This is a genomic window from Chryseobacterium salviniae, assembly GCF_035819015.1.
In the GTDB taxonomy this organism is placed as follows: Bacteria; Bacteroidota; Bacteroidia; order Flavobacteriales; family Weeksellaceae; genus Chryseobacterium; species Chryseobacterium salviniae.
This window is the reverse complement of sequence record NZ_JAYLAA010000059.1, coordinates 25,265-41,588: the sequence shown is the minus strand read 5'-3', so window position 1 is coordinate 41,588 and position 16,324 is coordinate 25,265. Positions and strand designations below refer to the sequence as shown.

Sequence of the window (16,324 nt, the reverse complement as noted above, 5' to 3'; positions counted from 1 at the left end):
GTTTGATATTTTAGTTTTAAGTAAGGACAGAAAAATAAAAGACTGACATATACGAAGAATGAAAAAAATAAGAATTAATTATAAAACTAAATAATGAATAACTCTATAGTTGAAGAACAGGGTAAAAAAAATAATATTAATGAAGCTTTAAAACCTTATCTTAGAAATTGGATCTGGTTCATTGTAATTCCTATTTTATCTTTAGTTATAGTATACTTATATATTAAACAGGCAACACCAGTATATAAGATTCAATCATCAGTACTTATTAAAGATGCGAAGAAGGCTCCATCCGTGGCAGCAGGGGAATTTTCTGTATTACAGGATTTATCCGGTTTAGGGAGGATGGGTACAAATAGTATTGAGAACGAAATCGAAATCTTCAAGTCTAAGAAGATGATGTATGATGTTGTAAAAAAGCTAGAATTACAGAATATCATTTATACAAAGGCAGGATTTAAGACAAAAGAGTTGTATAAGGATACAGCCCCTGTAATTATACATACCATCAACGAAAAGCCATTTACGAAAAATCCTGAAAAACCTATTTCAATAAAAATATCAGGAAATGATATTACCTTAAGTTCTGAAGAACTTCCAAAAGAAATTAAGACAACGTTCAATAAAACGATCAGTCTTCCTTATGCAAACCTTATTATCGAACGTAACAGAAAATTTAATAAGCTAAAAGCAGGTGATCTTGGAGAAATGTACTTCTCTTACACTACACTGGAAAATACAGTAAACAACTGGCAAAATAATCTAAATGTTTATTTAGTCAATAAGGATGCTACCGTTATCGGTCTTTCATTAAATTATCCTAATACTGATAAAGCAAAGGAAATTCTTAATAATTTAGTAGATGTTTATAATAACGAGGCGATAAGCGATAAAAATTCCGAGTCTAAAAAAACAAAAGATTTTATTGACGATAGAATAAATATTATTGCAAATGAATTGGGACAGGTTGAGAATCAAAAAGAAGACTTTAAAGCCTCCAATAAAATTGTTGATATTGAAACGGAAGCCAAATTAAATCTTGAAACTTCCGCAAACGCCAGAATAAAAGAGATGGAATTGGAATCTCAACTTGAATTGACCAATTCATTGATTGATTTTTTAGGCAGACAAAACAACTCTCAAGTCTTGCCCACAAACATAGGCTTAAATAATGAAGCGGCAGTGACAAATATATCTGCTTATAATCAGTTGGTTATAGAAAGAAACAGATTGCTGGAGAATGCAACTGTACAAAACCCTCTTGTTGTAGACCTCAGTAAGCAGATTTCTTCGTTAAGAGGTGCTGTTATGGAAAGTTTAATAAAAAACCGAACCGGCTTACAGCTAGCCAGAGCCCAATATCAGGGAGAGCAAAATACAATTAATTCAAAGATAACTAAAGTACCATCCCAGGAAAAAAAGTTTAGAAGTATTGAAAGGCAACAGCAGATTAAAGAAAGTCTATATCTTTTATTGCTTCAGAAAAGAGAAGAAACAGCAATTTCTTTAGCAGTTACAGCAAATAAGGCTAGAATTGTAGACTATGCATATACATCTTCAAATCCCATCTCGCCAAGAAAACAAGTATTTCTTGCGGGTGGTCTGTTGCTTGGCTTGCTTATTCCTTTTATTGTTATTTATATTAAAGAATTACTTAATAACAAAATCAAGTCAAGACACGATCTGGAAGTTTTATCTCATGGTAAATCAGTAATCGGAGAAATTCCGAGTTTGGAAAGAGGACAGGATGAACTTATTAAGACTAATGACCTTACGCCTTTAGCTGAAGCCTTTAGAATATTAATTACGAATATGAACTTTATGCTGGCCAAGAAAAAAGAAGCTAAAGTAGTATTTGTAACTTCCACAGTAAAGGGAGAAGGTAAAACATTTGTTTCGGTAAATCTTTCTTTGGCACTCGCTACCCCAAATAAGAAGGTTATTATTATAGGTTCTGATATCAGAAACCCACAGCTTCAGAGATATAATCCAGCAAGAAAAGGTTTAATGGGACTTACTGAGTATCTTTATGAGGATAAAATCAAAATTGATGATATTGTACATATCTCTACTTTTAATCCTTATCTGCATGTAGTATATTCAGGAAGTATACCGCCTAATCCGACAGAACTTCTCACAAATGGTCGATATGAAGAATTAATAAGTGAACTTAAAATAAAGTATGACTATATTATTTTAGATACAGCACCTCTAATGCTTGTTACTGATTCTTTCCTTTTCGCTGAAATGGCAGATGTAACATTATATGTTACAAGATCTGGTTATACAGAAAAAGAATTAATAGATTTTGCTATTAAAAATATAGAATCGGAAAAAATTAAAAATGTAGGATTTGTACTCAATGACGTAAATAAAAATTATTTTGGCTATGGCAATAAATATGGGTACGGATATAATGCTAATGAAAAAAAGTGGTGGCAAAAGCTCCTGTAATCCGTAAAAGAAATTTTCTATTTTAATATCCATATATAATTTATATAGAAAATAATTTTTGTAAAAAGTTTAAAGGTATAGTATCGACATATAATGTTTAAAAATAAAGTATTTGAAAATATTTTTTCTCTAGGTGTAAGCCAGATCGTAAATATGGCATTTCCATTTGTTACTATGCCTTACGTATCGAGAATTATTGGACCTGAAGGATATGGTATTTTAAATTATAGTACCGCTTTTATTGGATTTTTTACAATGTTTGTTCTATACAGCTTCGATCTGTCAGGAACTAAAATAATTTCAAGAAATCTTCATGATAAGGAATTTGTCAGTAAAGCATTTTCTGAAGTTATCTATTCCAGATGTATTTTGTATGTCATTTCGATTATTTTGTTTATGATATCTCTACTTTTCGGTAAAGTTTTACACAAAGATTATGTCGTTAGTATAATCCTGTTTTTAGGTTTAATTTCATCTGTTTTTTCACCACAATTTATTTATCAAAGTTTTCAAGATTTAAAGATTTTCTCAAGAATAACTTTGATCAGAGGATTTATTAATATGATCCTTATCTTCATATTTGTAAGGATAAAGCAAGACTATTTTTATATTCCTCTATTTACAACAATTTTTAATATTACCATTAATGTAGGTTTGCTCATATACGCAAAAAGAAAGTACTCTCTAAAATTAATCAGACAACCATTAAATAAGCTATTTACTCTTATACTTAATGACAGATTTATATTTATATCAAATGTAATAGGGGCTTTCCGTACAACGACTAATACCATTATTTTAGGATTTTTTATTAGTACTAAAGAAATTGGATATTTTACAACAAGTATTAATTTTTTGTTTGTAGTAATAAGTATTTTTTTTATTCCTATTTCCACAGCTATATATCCCTTTGTTTCAAACGCATTTTCGAAATCTACAGAGACAGGAAATGATATTGTAAAAAAAATAGTACCGATCATTATATACTTTTATTTTTTTACTTCTCTAGGTTTGCTGGTATTTTCCCCTTTCCTAATTACACTTATTTTTGGGAACAAATTTGATGAATCTATTAAAATACTTCAAATTATATCATTTGTACCACTAACGATGGGACTATGTAATTTACTAGGTGTTCAAATATTGTTAAATCATAATTTTGATAAACTATATTTCAGAATAAATTTATTTTGTAATATAATTGGTTTAATTTTAAACTTATTTTTGAGTAAACACTTTGGTTATTATGGCGCGGCTTGGAATTTAATTTTTGTTGATATTTTAATCATAATTTTATGTTTTTACTTCCTTAAAGTATTGAAAGTAAATATTATAAAATGGAGTTATTTTAAACCGAAAATAATTAAGCTTAATTTGATTAGCATTATGAAATCTAAAGAGTTTAATTGATTTTTAATTTTTATGAAATAATAAACATTAATTAATAACCATATACTTTTTTAAAAAGGTTTTAGATGATAATTAAAATATACTTTAAATTAGAATAATGAATAAGCTTTTATGGGTCTTCATATCGATTATTTGTATTGTTGCGATGTTTTTTGCAGGAAGCGATTCTGAATACTTTTCAAGCAGAGTTTTCTTTTCTAGCAGCCTTATACAAGCATTTTCAATATATAATATTTTCTCAAGAGGAAATGAGCCCTATTCATTAGAAAAAATGTTCTACCTTTTTTCTCTTTTTTTCTTCGGGGTTGCACCATTGCTACAATCATTTGATAATTCCAATTTCTGGTATTACAGACCTCTTTTGGAAGAGGAGTATTTTTTTATGAATATTTTGGTGATTATTATCATTACATTATATAAAATTGTTTATTTCTTTTTTAGAAGAACAATACAGCGATCAAAAGCAGAGAAAAAGCTTAACAGCTTTAAAGTACCTGATAAAATAACTTTTATTAATTCTTTACTTCTGATAATTTTATCATTGTTGGCTTTTGTGATAGTATTTGCATTCAATAATTTTAATATAGTACCAATGCTGGTTCGTGGTGGAGAAATTGTTGCAGATGCATTGAGCGATGTGAAAGCCGATGAAAGCCCTACCAAATGGCTAATTGTGAATAATTTTGTACGACCAATTTCTATCATGTGTTTTCTTTATTATGCCGTTTCCAAAGAAAAGAATATATTGATTTTGGTGATATTGGGCATATTGGCCCTTATTACATGCTTTCCAAGTGCTGTTCCACGTTTTGCGGCAGCAGCCATGTATATTCCGGTTGTATTGGTGTTATTCCCATTGGTAAGGAAGAAAAATGTATTTTCATTGATTTTTGTTGGAAGTTTACTTATTGTTTTCCCTTTTCTAAATATTTTCCGAAATTTTGATGATACGAATAGTAAAGAATTTAAGTTGGATTTCAAAATGTTTACTGAACAACACTTTGATTCTTATCAGAACTTTGCTTTATTGGTTTCCAATGAAATAATTACCTATGGAGGGCAATTGCTTGGTGTGTTCTTATTTTGGGTGCCTAGATCAGTATGGCCCGAAAAACCTTTGGGAACAGGAGCTTTCACTGCAGAAAAATTGAATTTCTTTTTTAGCAACGTTGCGGCAAATTATTTTGCGGAAGGTTATGTGAATTTTGGATATTTGGGAATTATCTTATTTTTAATATTCCTGGCTTATGTGACTGCACTTATAGATAAAATATATTGGGAATCTGAAAGAAAAGTTACAGGTGATTTTTTCTCAGTTTTATATACAATTTCACTCGGATTTCTATTTTTTATTTTAAGAGGTGATATGCTAAGTTCTGTCGCATATCTGTTTGGTTTTCTCTTTGCCGCGGTATTTGTATATAAATTAACAACATTAAAGATTAATAATGAATATTAAAAAGGCTCTTGTAGTAGGTTACTATCTCTATCAGGTCCATTTTGGAATAACGAATAGTGAGGTTCTCGTTTTAAAGAATAATATAATGTCGCCAATGTAAACTCACCACAATAACTTACAAATGAAGAATAAAAAAGTATATTTTTTTACGAATATAATTCCTCCGTACAGGGTTTTCTTTTATAATCTCCTGGAGCAAATCCGCACAGGAACCAATTTTGATTTTGAAGTTTTTTTTATGAGAGAAACGGAATCAAACAGAAACTGGAATATTGATCTGAATGATCTTAAGTTCAAATATAAGATTGGGAACGGTCTGTACTTTGATATCAAAGGATTTTTCTTTCATTTTAATCCTCTTTTGGTCCGTGATCTTATCAAATCCGGAGATGAAATTATCTTAGGGGGTAGCTGGAACAATCCGAATGTAATGTTTATCGCTTTTTTGAAAAGTATAGGTCTGGCAAAAAATACATTATCTGTCTGGAGTGAGGCCAATTACCTTACAAATGAGAGTCAGAAAAAAAATAAGCTGAGAGATTTTTTGAAAAAATGGTTTTTCAAACAGGTCGATGGAAAATTTATAATTCCGGGAGAGATGGCCGTAAAATCATTTGAAAAATGGAATATACCTATTCATAATATTGTATTTCTTCCTAACGTTGTATCTACAAGTGTTTTTAATACGGATACAAAGAAAACCATAGAAAATGAAATTCCCGTTTTTTTTCTGGTTGCAAGATTGGAAGAAAATATCAAAGGAATAAAAAATTTTATGGAGGCTATCGGTATTGAAAACCTTAGGAAGATTAATTTGAAAATTGCAGGTACAGGAAGTTCCTATGATGATTATGCCAAGTATATCAGAGATAACAATCTTGAGAATAATGTTAAACTCCTTGGAAATCTAACTCAGGAACAGATCGGTGAACAATATAAAAATGCTGATGTTTTCTTACTACCTTCATTTTCAGATCCAAGTCCTTTATCTATCGTTGAAGCTATTTCATCAGGGCTTCCGGTATTTGTAAGCAATCGTTGTGGCAATCATTTCGAAACCGTTGCAGAAGGTAAAAACGGATATGTTTTTGACCCTTCAAATCATGCCGAAATTAAGGATAAATTTAATAAGCTGATGGGTAGAAAAAACAATTGGAAAGAGTTTTCAAGAATAAGCTTACAATTGGCTGTAGAAAATTTTAATCCTGATATTGTCATTAGGAAATTCATATCAAGTTACGAATAAATGAAAATTACACATACGGTAGGTTCTTTTGGGAAAGCCTCTTACGGTTTAGGAAGTATCAGCATCGGGCTTGCAAAGGCTCAACTGGAGCTGGGAGAAGATATCAGTGTCTGGAGTTCTGACACAGAAGAAACTATATTATGGAGTTCAGAAAATTATGGCTTTCCTAGAGAGAGATTATTCGGTTTTCCCCAAACTTTTCCTTTTATTAAAGCTTCTTGCAAAGAAATAAGAAAAGCTTCAAACGATAAAAGTATTGATATAGTTCATCAGCATAGTTTATGGACATCTCAATCCATTATAACATCTATTCTAAGAGATAACGGCGCAAAAACTATAATAGCTGCCCACGGAACTTTGGCGGAACATACGCTGGAAAATTCTAAACTAAAGAAAAAAATTGCTTTATCACTTTTCGAAAGGAGAAATTTAGAAAAAGCAAGTGTACTTCATGCAACCTCTGAATATGAAATAGAAGATTTTAGAAGATTAGGGCTGAAAAATCCTATTGCATATATAGAAAACGGTGTAGGATCTAAGGCACTTTTAGAAAAAGGAAATGGCGATCAGTTTAAATCCAAATATCACTTACCCAAAGATAAAAAAGTATTACTCTACCTTTCAAGAATTACCCCCAAAAAAGGGTTGGATATGCTCCTGCCTGCTGTTTCAGAACTTCAGGAAAAGTTTAATGAGTGGATTTTGGTTATCGTAGGAAATAATGAATTTAATTATCAGCCTGAAGTGGAAGCGATGATAAATGCTTTACAACTAAACGATAAGGTTTTTATCATAGAGCCGCAGTTTGGTGCCGCAAAGTATAATGTGTTTGAAGCATCAGATTTTTTTATTTTGCCGTCTTATTCAGAGGGTTCACCAATGGTGATTGTTGAAGCATTAGCATACGGTTTACCTGTAATTACAACAAAATCATCCAGCTGGCGAGATTTGAATGATTTTCACACAGGATTTTGGGTAGATATAAATAAAGATCATATAAAGCAGGCGCTCAAAAGTATGACAGATTTATCAGACGAAGAATTAAACCAATATAGCAACAATGCAAAAAAATTAATTAAAAAAAAATATCTTTGGGATGAAATCTCCAAAAAGACTATTGAGCTATATGAATGGATAGCCTTCAAAGGAGATAAACCAGATTTTATATATTAATATGGAATATTTAATTTTAGGTGGCAACGGCTTCATTGGTTCATATATTGTTGACGAAGTTTTGTCGAACGGACATAGTGTTACTGTTTTGGATATTGGTCCTGAAAAGTACCGAGAACCAATCTATGGCGTAAAATATGTTTATGGAAGCATTGATAATCAGAAATTGTTGAACGAGACATTTCGTAATAAAGATATTCTTATACATTCTGTAAGTACAACATCCCCATTCTCTTCAAACCAAAATATAGAATACGATATACAGTCTAATCTTATTAATGCTATAAATATTTTCAAAGTTGCTGTTGAGAATAACATCAAAAGAATTATTTATCTCTCGAGTGGTGGAGCTATATACGGAGAACCAACATCCATCCCCATACCGGAAAGTCATCATACCAATCCTATTTCTTCTTATGGGATTACAAAACTTGCAATAGAAAAGTATTTACAATATTTTTCGCTCAATTTTGGTATTGAATATAATATTATTCGCCCGTCAAATCCTTATGGTCCTCGTCAAAATCCATTTGGTAACCAAGGGGTTATTTCCGTTTTTTTAGGAAAAGTCTTAAAGGGTGAAGTCATAGAGATTTGGGGCGACGGCAATGTGGCAAAAGATTATATTTTTATATCAGATTTAGCTTCCGCAATTTATAGTGCTTCGGTTTCAAAAAAAGTTTCCGAAATTTATAATATCGGAAGCAGTACGTTTATTTCTTTGAACGACATTATAGAGGTCATTAGAAAAGTCACCGGAAAAAATGTTGAATTAAATCATATGCATTCAAATAAATTTGATGTGCAAAAAGTTTGTTTAAATATTGAAAAAGCTAAAAAAGACCTTTTGTTTGAACAGAAAACAGATCTTTTAGAGGGAGTCTCAAAAACATGGGATTTTGTTAAAAACATTAAATACTAAAACAATAAATATAGATTGATTTCTATTGTACACATACTAAATACAGATGAAAGATAAAACACTTTTAATAACCGGCGGAACAGGCTCATTCGGAACGGCTGTTTTAAGGAAATTTATTCATACAGATCATTTTAAAGAAATCAGAATTTTCTCTCGCGATGAAAAAAAGCAGGATGATATGAGAAATCAGTTTAAAAATGATAAACTGAAATTCTATATAGGCGATGTGAGAGACTACAGAAGTGTTGAATCGGCTATGAGAGGGGTAGATTATGTCTTTCATGCTGCAGCCCTGAAGCAGGTTCCTTCATGCGAGTTTTTTCCCATGCAGGCCGTAAAAACAAATGTTGAGGGAACTCAGAATGTTATTGATGCCGCAGCCCGAAACCATGTACAAAAAGTAATATGCTTAAGCACTGATAAAGCTGCTTACCCTATCAATGCGATGGGAATTTCTAAAGCGATGATGGAAAAAGTCGCTGTTGCAGCATCCAGAAACCTTGAAAATACAGTGGTGTGTCTTACAAGATACGGTAATGTGATGGCTTCAAGAGGTTCTGTAATTCCTTTATTTGTAAAACAGATTAAAAATGGAGTACCGATTACCGTTACAGATCCCAATATGACAAGATTCCTGATGTCATTGGAAGAGGCGGTAGAACTTGTTTTATTCGCTTTCGAACACGGAAATCCGGGAGATTTGTTTGTCAATAAAGCTCCTGCAGGAAAAATTGGAGATCTTGCTCAAGCACTGAAAGAAATGTTTAAAGCAGATAATCCTTTAAAAGTTATTGGAACAAGACACGGTGAAAAGCTATATGAAACATTATGCACACGCGAAGAAATGATTAAAGCTGAAGATATGGGAGATTTTTATAGAATTCCGGCTGATAACAGGGATCTGAACTATGCTCAGTACTTTTCTGAAGGTATGGCAGATATTTCAAAAATAGAAGATTATCATTCTCATAATACTCAGCAGCAGGATGTTGAAGGAATGAAAAAGCTTTTAATGAAGCTTCCACTCATCAGAAAAGAAGTGTTAGGAGAAGACATTATGCAGTATCCTGATTAAAGTATATCAATATGGAAATTCCTAAAATTATTTACGGAGGAAATCATCTGGATGAAAGAGGAACGCTTCTTTTCAATAATAATTTCGATGCTTCCGAAGTGAAAAGAATTTATTTTATAGAAAATAAAGATGTAAATTTTGTTAGAGGCTGGATAGGACATAAAATAGAGCAGCGATGGTTTAGTGCGGTAGCAGGAACTTTTATCATAAAGCTTGTGAAAATTGACAATTGGATCGAACCAGATAAGCAAACTAAAATAATAGAATTTGAACTGGACAACCATCTGCTGAATATACTGCATATTCCTCAAGGATATGCTACGGCGATCCAGGCAAAAGAAGACGGATCAAGATTGTTGGTAATGGCCAATTACTTATTGGGGGAAATAGATGACCAATATCGTTTTGACATAGACTATTTTGAAAATTAATATCATGAAAAGAATCGGAATTACAGGGCAAAATGGTTTTGTCGGATCTCATTTATATAATACTTTAGGATTAACTCCGGATAAATACGAAAGAATAAGTTTTGACAGAAAATTTTTTGATAATTTTGAAAAATTAAATGAATTTGTCAGACAATGCGATGTGATTATCCATTTGGCGGCAATGAATCGTCATCCAGATCCCGAGGTTATTTACCATAATAATGTAGATCTTGTTAAAAAACTGGTAATTTCCCTTGAAGAAACTGGCTCCAAAGCACATGTTATTTTTTCATCCTCGTCACAGGAAGAAAGAGATAATCTGTATGGAAAATCCAAAAAGGAAGGGAGAGAATTGCTGGCAGACTGGGCGGAAAGAGCAGGAGGAAAATTTTCGGGAATGGTAATTCCTAATGTGTTTGGCCCTTTTGGTAAACCTAATTATAATTCTTTCGTTGCGACTTTTTGCCATAAATTAATTCATGATGAAAAACCGGTAATTGATAATGATGGTGAAGTAAAATTAATTTATGTAGCAGAGCTCGTTCAGGAAATCATCAGCCAGATTGAAAATGAGGGTATAAACAAATTCTATGAAGTGCCTCATGCTTCAGTAAATAAAGTGTCAGAAATTCTTCAAAAGCTGGAAAACTTTAAAAATTTATATTTTGACAATGGCGAAATTCCTATATTGGAAAGTAGTTTTGATTTAAACCTTTTTAATACGTTCAGAAGTTACTTTGATATTAAGAATCATTATCCTGTAAAATTTACCCAGCATACAGATCCCAGAGGTGCCTTTGTGGAAGTAATCAGGCTTGGCATTGGCGGCCAATGTTCCTTTTCAACGACTGTTGTGGGTATTACAAGAGGAAATCATTTTCATACCAGAAAAATAGAAAGATTTGCAGTAATAAAAGGAAAAGCATTAATACAGTTGAGAAAAATTGATACAGAAGAAGTATTAGACTTTTATCTAGATGGAAATGAGCCTGCGTATGTAGACATGCCAATATGGTATACTCATAACATTAAAAATATTGGAGAAGAAGAACTATACACCATCTTTTGGATCAATGAGCCATTTAATCCTGAAGATGCAGATACTTATGTTTTGGAAGTCTGATTGAATAGAATATCATATTTTTATTAATTATTAGCCTCGGCAGTTTCAATAACGTAACAGAATAAGAATTTTAAGCTATAGCAAATTTAATTTTTATCACGATATCATGGAAAGATCAATTTATCATTTGAATTTGGTATTTTTGATGCTGCAAAAAAAAATAATTTCAAATTTTACAAATGAAGAAATTAAAAGTAATAACCGTCGTGGGAACACGGCCTGAAATCATCAGATTATCAAGAGTATTATCAGCTTTGGATGCGTCCGAAGCAATTGAACATATTATCGTCCATACAGGACAAAACTATGATTATGAACTTAACCAGATTTTCTTCGAAGATCTGGGGCTTCGCAAGCCTGATTATTTTCTAGAGGCTGCCGGAAAAACAGCAACTGAAACTGTTGGGAATATTCTGATCAAAATAGATCCTCTTTTAGAAGAATTGAAACCAGACGCTTTTTTAGTATTAGGAGATACCAACTCATGTCTTTGTGCAATTCCCGCAAAGAAAAGACAAATTCCTATTTTCCACATGGAAGCCGGTAACAGGTGTTTTGACCAGAGAGTTCCTGAGGAAACCAACAGAAAAATCGTAGATCACACTGCGGATATCAATCTTACGTATTCAGATATTGCAAGAGAATATCTTTTAAGAGAGGGGTTGCCAGCGGACCGGATTATTAAAACGGGTTCTCCTATGTTTGAAGTGTTGAACCACTATTTACCACAAATTGAAAACTCAGATGTAGTAAGCCGTTTAAATTTAGAACAGGGAAAATACTTCGTGGTTTCTTCTCATAGGGAAGAAAACATCAATTCAGAGAAAAATTTTAATGGATTGATGGAAAGCCTTAATGCTATCGCGGAGAAGTTCGGATTCCCGATTATTGTTTCTACTCATCCGAGAACCAGAAATATGATTGATAAAATGAAGCTGACCATGAGACCTGAAATTCAGTTTTTAAAACCATTAGGATTTCATGATTATAATGCATTACAGATGAGAAGCTATGCAGTTTTATCAGATTCAGGAACTATTTCTGAAGAATCTTCAATCTTAAATTTCAGAGCCCTGAATATACGGGAAGCTCATGAAAGACCGGAAGCAATGGAAGAAGCTTCTGTGATGATGGTAGGTTTGTCACCTGAAAGAGTTATGCAGGGACTTGCCCAGCTTCAACAGCAGAAAACCGGAAAAGAAAGAAATTACAGACAGGTTGCAGATTATTCAATGCCAAATGTATCTGAAAAGATGGTAAGGATTATTCTCAGCTATACCGATTATATTAACAGAGTAGTGTGGAGTAAAAATAATGGCTAAGAAAATATTAATTCACAGTATAGTTTTTGCGCCTGATGCTGTCTCTACAGCCTATCTATATAATGATATCGCATCTAATTTAAAAAAGAATGGGTTTGATGTAGAAGTTTTGACTACAACACCTCACTACAATAGGCTTGAGGATAATATTGAAAAAACTAAATTAACAAAAAGATTTTTTGGACTTTACCATATAAGTTATTATAAAGGAATTAAAGTATATCATGTTCCTCAAAAAAAATACAAAAGTGTTGTTTTGAGAGGTATTGTTATGATATATTGGCATATTTTATCTTTTATTTTGGGATTAAGAATTAAGAACGTAGATGTTATCATTAGTCCGTCACCGCCTTTGACTATAGCATTGGTATCAATAGCATTGGCAAAAATAAAAAAAGCAAAATTTATTTATAATGTACAGGAAATTTATCCGGATTTCTTTGTTAATCAGGGCGTAATTAAATCCAGATTTATCTTGTTATTATTAAAAAAACTGGAAAGATTTGTTTATAGCTGTTCAGATTCTATTGTAACAATAGATCAAAACTTTAAGAATACACTCATTCCAAGAATGACACATCCTGAAAAAATTGAGATTATTGCCAATTTTGTCGATACAGAACTATATAATCCATTGGAAAACCCAAGTGTAGATCCTAATTTATTTCCAAATGATAATAACCTTAAAGTTATGTATGCAGGAAATATAGGGTTTGCGCAAGACTGGGAACCGCTTATTGAAGTGGCAAAAAAAACGAAAGACAAACCTATTATCTATTTTGTAATTGGAGATGGTGCCTGCAGAAGTTGGCTTAATGATGAAATTATCAGAAATAAACTTACAAATATAAGGCTTATAGATTATCAGAAAAGAGAAAGTATTCCGCAGATTGTCAATTATGCTGACCTGCATTTTATTTTTATGAATAAAAATCTTGAAAAAGATGGACTGCCTTCTAAAGTATATACTATTATGGCTTGTAAGAAGCCTCTTTTAGTAATTAGCAATAAAAATACGCCTATCTATGATCTGCTGCAAAATACCGGAGCAGCATTTTTAGTAGAAAATAACAAAAATAATGTAAGCTTAGAGCTTTCAGAAATCCTTAATGACGTTTTAAGTAACAAAAACAAATTAAAGGTAATGGGAGAAAATGGATATAATCTGGTTCAAAAACATTATACAAAAGATAAAGTTACTGAAAAGTATTTTAAACACATAAACAAAGTGATTAGTTAATCAATATGATGAAAATAATAATTATTACCCAGGAAGATGCATTTGTTGTTCCTAAAAATATTGAGAAAATAGCAAGGCTTTCGGGAATTGAAATTCTGAAAATCATAGATATAGATTCTGATCATAGTTTAGTAAATAAAAAATCCTACTTCGTACAAGGATTTGGTATTGCTCAAACTATGAAAATGGGGATAAAAATTGTCGGCGCCAAATTTTTGAATATTGTTGATGGGCTGACAAAGCAAAAAATGAATATTTCTCCCAGAAGCTTAAAAGCCGTATCAAATAGGTATGGAATTGGCTTTTTGAGAATTAAAGATCCCAATAATAAAGAATTTTTAGAAGAGATAAAATCGCTTTATCCAGACTTAATTATTTCTTACTCTGCACCGGTTGTTTTTAAAAAAGATTTGTTACAAATTCCTAAATTTGGTTGTATCAATTTACACTGCTCTTATCTTCCTCTTTATGCTGGTGTAATGCCTAGCTTTTGGACTCTTTATAGAAAAGAAAAATATACAGGGGCTACTGTACATTACATGGATTCTAAAATCGATAATGGACGAATTCTTAATCAGGTCAGAATTGATATTGCTGAAGATGAGACGATGTTTTCATTAATTTTAAAAACTAAAGAAATTGGTGGAAATCTTATGTGTAAAACCATCAAAGATATTCAAAATTCTAATCTTCAAGAAAAAGATAATCTTCCTGAAAAAGGAAGCTATTTTACTTGGCCCACTGTAGAGCAATTTCAAGAATTTACAAAAACAGGAGGTAGATTAATATGAAAAAGTATGCAGTTTTAAGTATGGATGTTGAAGATTGGTATCATCTTGATTACTTCAATAAAAATGAATGTAATTTAAATCAATCCACCTTAGATGGAATTGATATCTATTTAGACCTATTGGATCAGTATAATATTAAAACAACATTTTTTATCGTCGGAGAATTAGTAGAGGTTTTAAAAGACAAGATAAAGCTTATACAAGATAAAGGACACGAAGTTTGTTTGCATTCTTACTCACATATAAGGCCCCTGCAACTAAATCTGGAAGACTTTAGGAAAGACACTTTATTAGGGATTGAGTCTTTCAAAGAATTGGTTGATATAGATGTAAAAGGATATAGGGCACCTTGTTTTAGCTTGGACAGGGATCGTTTGGAAATTCTTAGGGAATTAGGGTTTCATTTTGATTCTAGTAAAATTAAGTTTGACCAGCATGACCTTTATGGCAGAATTGACTTGTCAGATTTTTCTGAATCCGGACCAAATATTTATAACCAAAATGGCTTTTTTGAGTTTGAAGCCTCTACTGTTGAGGTCTTGGGAAAAAGCATTCCTGTTTCTGGCGGAGGCTATCTCCGAATTTTTCCTTGGAAGCTAACCAAAACTCTTCTGAAAAAATATTTTAAAACCAATAAGCATTATTTTTTTTACATTCACCCTTTTGAGTTTTCAAGAAATTATGATATTAAAATTCCTGAAACCACCAATTTTCTAACAAAGCTTAGATTTCGTAAAGGAAGAAAAACCGTAAATAACAAAATGCATAAACTCATCAGATTATTAGAGGAGAATAATTATGAGTTTGTTACCTTTAACCAAATTATGAAAAATGAAAGCTAAAGTTTTACTTACAGGTGCAAGTGGTTTTATTGGAAAAAGAATTTTTGAAGAATTAAAAGATGATTTTGAAATTACGGCTATTTCCTCCTCCGCCAAAAGTAAAATATTTACAAAACTTAATCTTTTGGATGCCAGTGCTTGTCATACATTTTTTAAAAATAAAAAATTTGATGTTATTATTCATGCTGCAGCGATTGCACATGGTAAAAATAATGTGAACAGTATATCTGTTGATCAGGCAAATGTTTTAATGACAAATAACATTTTTAATAATTTGAATGTTGAAGAGAGTATTGTAATATACCTTAGCTCAGTAGCTGTCTATAGTTATAAAAACAATAAAGAATGTATTTCCATATATGATAAGCCAATTCCTGTTACAAAATATGGAAAAAGCAAACTGAAATGTGAAGAAATACTGCAAAAAATATCTACTAAATCGTTGCATATTCTAAGGCTTGCTCCCGTATATTCAGAAAACAATATGAAAGATTTGGGAAAACGAGTGTTTCTTCCGATATTGAAAGTGCCTTTTCTAACCAAGCACCAACGCATTTATTCACTTTGTCATATTAGTGAAGTAGTTTATAACGTAAAAGATGTAATAAAAATGGAAAGAAGTTCTTTATCTATCGTTAAAGATAAGAACGACCATGATCAAAAGAAATTACTATCTTTATTTAAGACTGAAGAAAAGTTAATTATTCATACAAAATTTATTAATATACTATTTAGCTTACTAAATGCATTTTCTTTTACTAAGTTTGATAATATAAGAGAAATGTTTTATAAACTTTTTTTTTCAGTCAAATATTCTAATAATTAATATTTTCTTG

14 protein-coding genes are annotated in these 16,324 nt (G+C 31.5%); all 14 read left to right on the top strand.

Features of this window, described 5'->3' with window-relative positions; genetic code table 11:
- Window positions 1–93 precede the first annotated feature (93 nt).
- A complete protein-coding gene (locus tag SOP96_RS18000; RefSeq protein WP_326322278.1) occupies window positions 94–2,454 on the top strand; it encodes a GumC family protein in 2,361 nt (786 codons plus the stop codon).
- Between the two features lie 93 nt (window positions 2,455–2,547).
- Window positions 2,548–3,864 (top strand): oligosaccharide flippase family protein, encoded by a 1,317-nt coding sequence (locus SOP96_RS17995; RefSeq protein WP_326322277.1) that lies wholly within the window; start codon window positions 2,548–2,550, stop codon window positions 3,862–3,864.
- A 97-nt stretch (window positions 3,865–3,961) separates the two neighbouring features.
- On the top strand, window positions 3,962–5,323 hold the full coding sequence (locus SOP96_RS17990) for an O-antigen polymerase (RefSeq protein ID WP_326322276.1): 1,362 nt from the start codon (window positions 3,962–3,964) through the stop codon (window positions 5,321–5,323).
- Window positions 5,324–5,444: 121 nt separating this feature from the next.
- Window positions 5,445–6,569, top strand: a complete 1,125-nt coding sequence (locus tag SOP96_RS17985) for a glycosyltransferase family 4 protein (RefSeq protein ID WP_326322275.1) — start codon at window positions 5,445–5,447, stop codon at window positions 6,567–6,569.
- Entirely contained in the window at window positions 6,570–7,742 is a 1,173-nt protein-coding gene (locus tag SOP96_RS17980; protein ID WP_326322274.1) for a glycosyltransferase, read from the top strand. It abuts the gene before it with no gap.
- Between the two features lies 1 nt (window position 7,743).
- Window positions 7,744–8,664, top strand: coding sequence for an NAD-dependent epimerase/dehydratase family protein (locus SOP96_RS17975; protein ID WP_326322273.1), 921 nt, complete (start codon window positions 7,744–7,746; stop codon window positions 8,662–8,664).
- A gap of 46 nt (window positions 8,665–8,710) precedes the next feature.
- Window positions 8,711–9,739, top strand: coding sequence for a polysaccharide biosynthesis protein (locus tag SOP96_RS17970; protein WP_326322272.1), 1,029 nt, complete (start codon window positions 8,711–8,713; stop codon window positions 9,737–9,739).
- An 11-nt stretch (window positions 9,740–9,750) separates the two neighbouring features.
- On the top strand, window positions 9,751–10,170 hold the full coding sequence (locus tag SOP96_RS17965) for a WxcM-like domain-containing protein (RefSeq protein WP_326322271.1): 420 nt from the start codon (window positions 9,751–9,753) through the stop codon (window positions 10,168–10,170).
- Between the two features lie 4 nt (window positions 10,171–10,174).
- Window positions 10,175–11,293 (top strand): polysaccharide biosynthesis C-terminal domain-containing protein, encoded by a 1,119-nt coding sequence (locus SOP96_RS17960; RefSeq protein WP_326322270.1) that lies wholly within the window; start codon window positions 10,175–10,177, stop codon window positions 11,291–11,293.
- A gap of 179 nt (window positions 11,294–11,472) precedes the next feature.
- A complete protein-coding gene (gene wecB, locus SOP96_RS17955) occupies window positions 11,473–12,615 on the top strand; it encodes a non-hydrolyzing UDP-N-acetylglucosamine 2-epimerase (protein WP_326322269.1) in 1,143 nt (380 codons plus the stop codon).
- Window positions 12,608–13,855: a glycosyltransferase family 4 protein gene (locus SOP96_RS17950; protein ID WP_326322268.1), complete on the top strand. Its 1,248-nt coding sequence runs from the start codon at window positions 12,608–12,610 to the stop codon at window positions 13,853–13,855. The genes wecB and SOP96_RS17950 overlap by 8 nt, the downstream gene beginning before the upstream one ends.
- A 5-nt stretch (window positions 13,856–13,860) precedes the next feature.
- Window positions 13,861–14,646 carry a methionyl-tRNA formyltransferase gene (locus SOP96_RS17945; protein WP_326322267.1) on the top strand — a complete coding sequence of 262 codons (786 nt, stop codon included), beginning with the start codon at window positions 13,861–13,863 and terminating at the stop codon, window positions 14,644–14,646.
- Complete coding sequence (locus SOP96_RS17940; protein WP_326322266.1) at window positions 14,643–15,488, top strand: polysaccharide deacetylase family protein; 846 nt, start codon at window positions 14,643–14,645, stop codon at window positions 15,486–15,488. Before SOP96_RS17945 ends, SOP96_RS17940 begins: the two co-directional genes overlap by 4 nt.
- Window positions 15,478–16,314 carry an NAD-dependent epimerase/dehydratase family protein gene (locus SOP96_RS17935; protein WP_326322265.1) on the top strand — a complete coding sequence of 279 codons (837 nt, stop codon included), beginning with the start codon at window positions 15,478–15,480 and terminating at the stop codon, window positions 16,312–16,314. Before SOP96_RS17940 ends, SOP96_RS17935 begins: the two co-directional genes overlap by 11 nt.
- Window positions 16,315–16,324: the final 10 nt, after the last annotated feature.

Excerpts from the sequence above, each read along its gene's own strand:
- SOP96_RS17940 (WP_326322266.1), top strand. The coding sequence starts at position 14,643 with ATGAAAAAGTATGCAGTTTTAAGTATGGATGTTGAAGATTGGTATCAT.
- wecB (WP_326322269.1), top strand. The coding sequence starts at position 11,473 with ATGAAGAAATTAAAAGTAATAACCGTCGTGGGAACACGGCCTGAAATC.
- SOP96_RS17990 (WP_326322276.1), top strand. The coding sequence starts at position 3,962 with ATGAATAAGCTTTTATGGGTCTTCATATCGATTATTTGTATTGTTGCG.
- SOP96_RS17935 (WP_326322265.1), top strand. The coding sequence starts at position 15,478 with ATGAAAGCTAAAGTTTTACTTACAGGTGCAAGTGGTTTTATTGGAAAA.
- SOP96_RS17945 (WP_326322267.1), top strand. The coding sequence starts at position 13,861 with ATGATGAAAATAATAATTATTACCCAGGAAGATGCATTTGTTGTTCCT.
- SOP96_RS17995 (WP_326322277.1), top strand. The coding sequence starts at position 2,548 with ATGTTTAAAAATAAAGTATTTGAAAATATTTTTTCTCTAGGTGTAAGC.
- SOP96_RS17975 (WP_326322273.1), top strand. The coding sequence starts at position 7,744 with ATGGAATATTTAATTTTAGGTGGCAACGGCTTCATTGGTTCATATATT.
- SOP96_RS18000 (WP_326322278.1), top strand. The coding sequence starts at position 94 with ATGAATAACTCTATAGTTGAAGAACAGGGTAAAAAAAATAATATTAAT.
- SOP96_RS17965 (WP_326322271.1), top strand. The coding sequence starts at position 9,751 with ATGGAAATTCCTAAAATTATTTACGGAGGAAATCATCTGGATGAAAGA.
- SOP96_RS17980 (WP_326322274.1), top strand. The coding sequence starts at position 6,570 with ATGAAAATTACACATACGGTAGGTTCTTTTGGGAAAGCCTCTTACGGT.
- SOP96_RS17960 (WP_326322270.1), top strand. The coding sequence starts at position 10,175 with ATGAAAAGAATCGGAATTACAGGGCAAAATGGTTTTGTCGGATCTCAT.
- SOP96_RS17985 (WP_326322275.1), top strand. The coding sequence starts at position 5,445 with ATGAAGAATAAAAAAGTATATTTTTTTACGAATATAATTCCTCCGTAC.
- SOP96_RS17970 (WP_326322272.1), top strand. The coding sequence starts at position 8,711 with ATGAAAGATAAAACACTTTTAATAACCGGCGGAACAGGCTCATTCGGA.
- SOP96_RS17950 (WP_326322268.1), top strand. The coding sequence starts at position 12,608 with ATGGCTAAGAAAATATTAATTCACAGTATAGTTTTTGCGCCTGATGCT.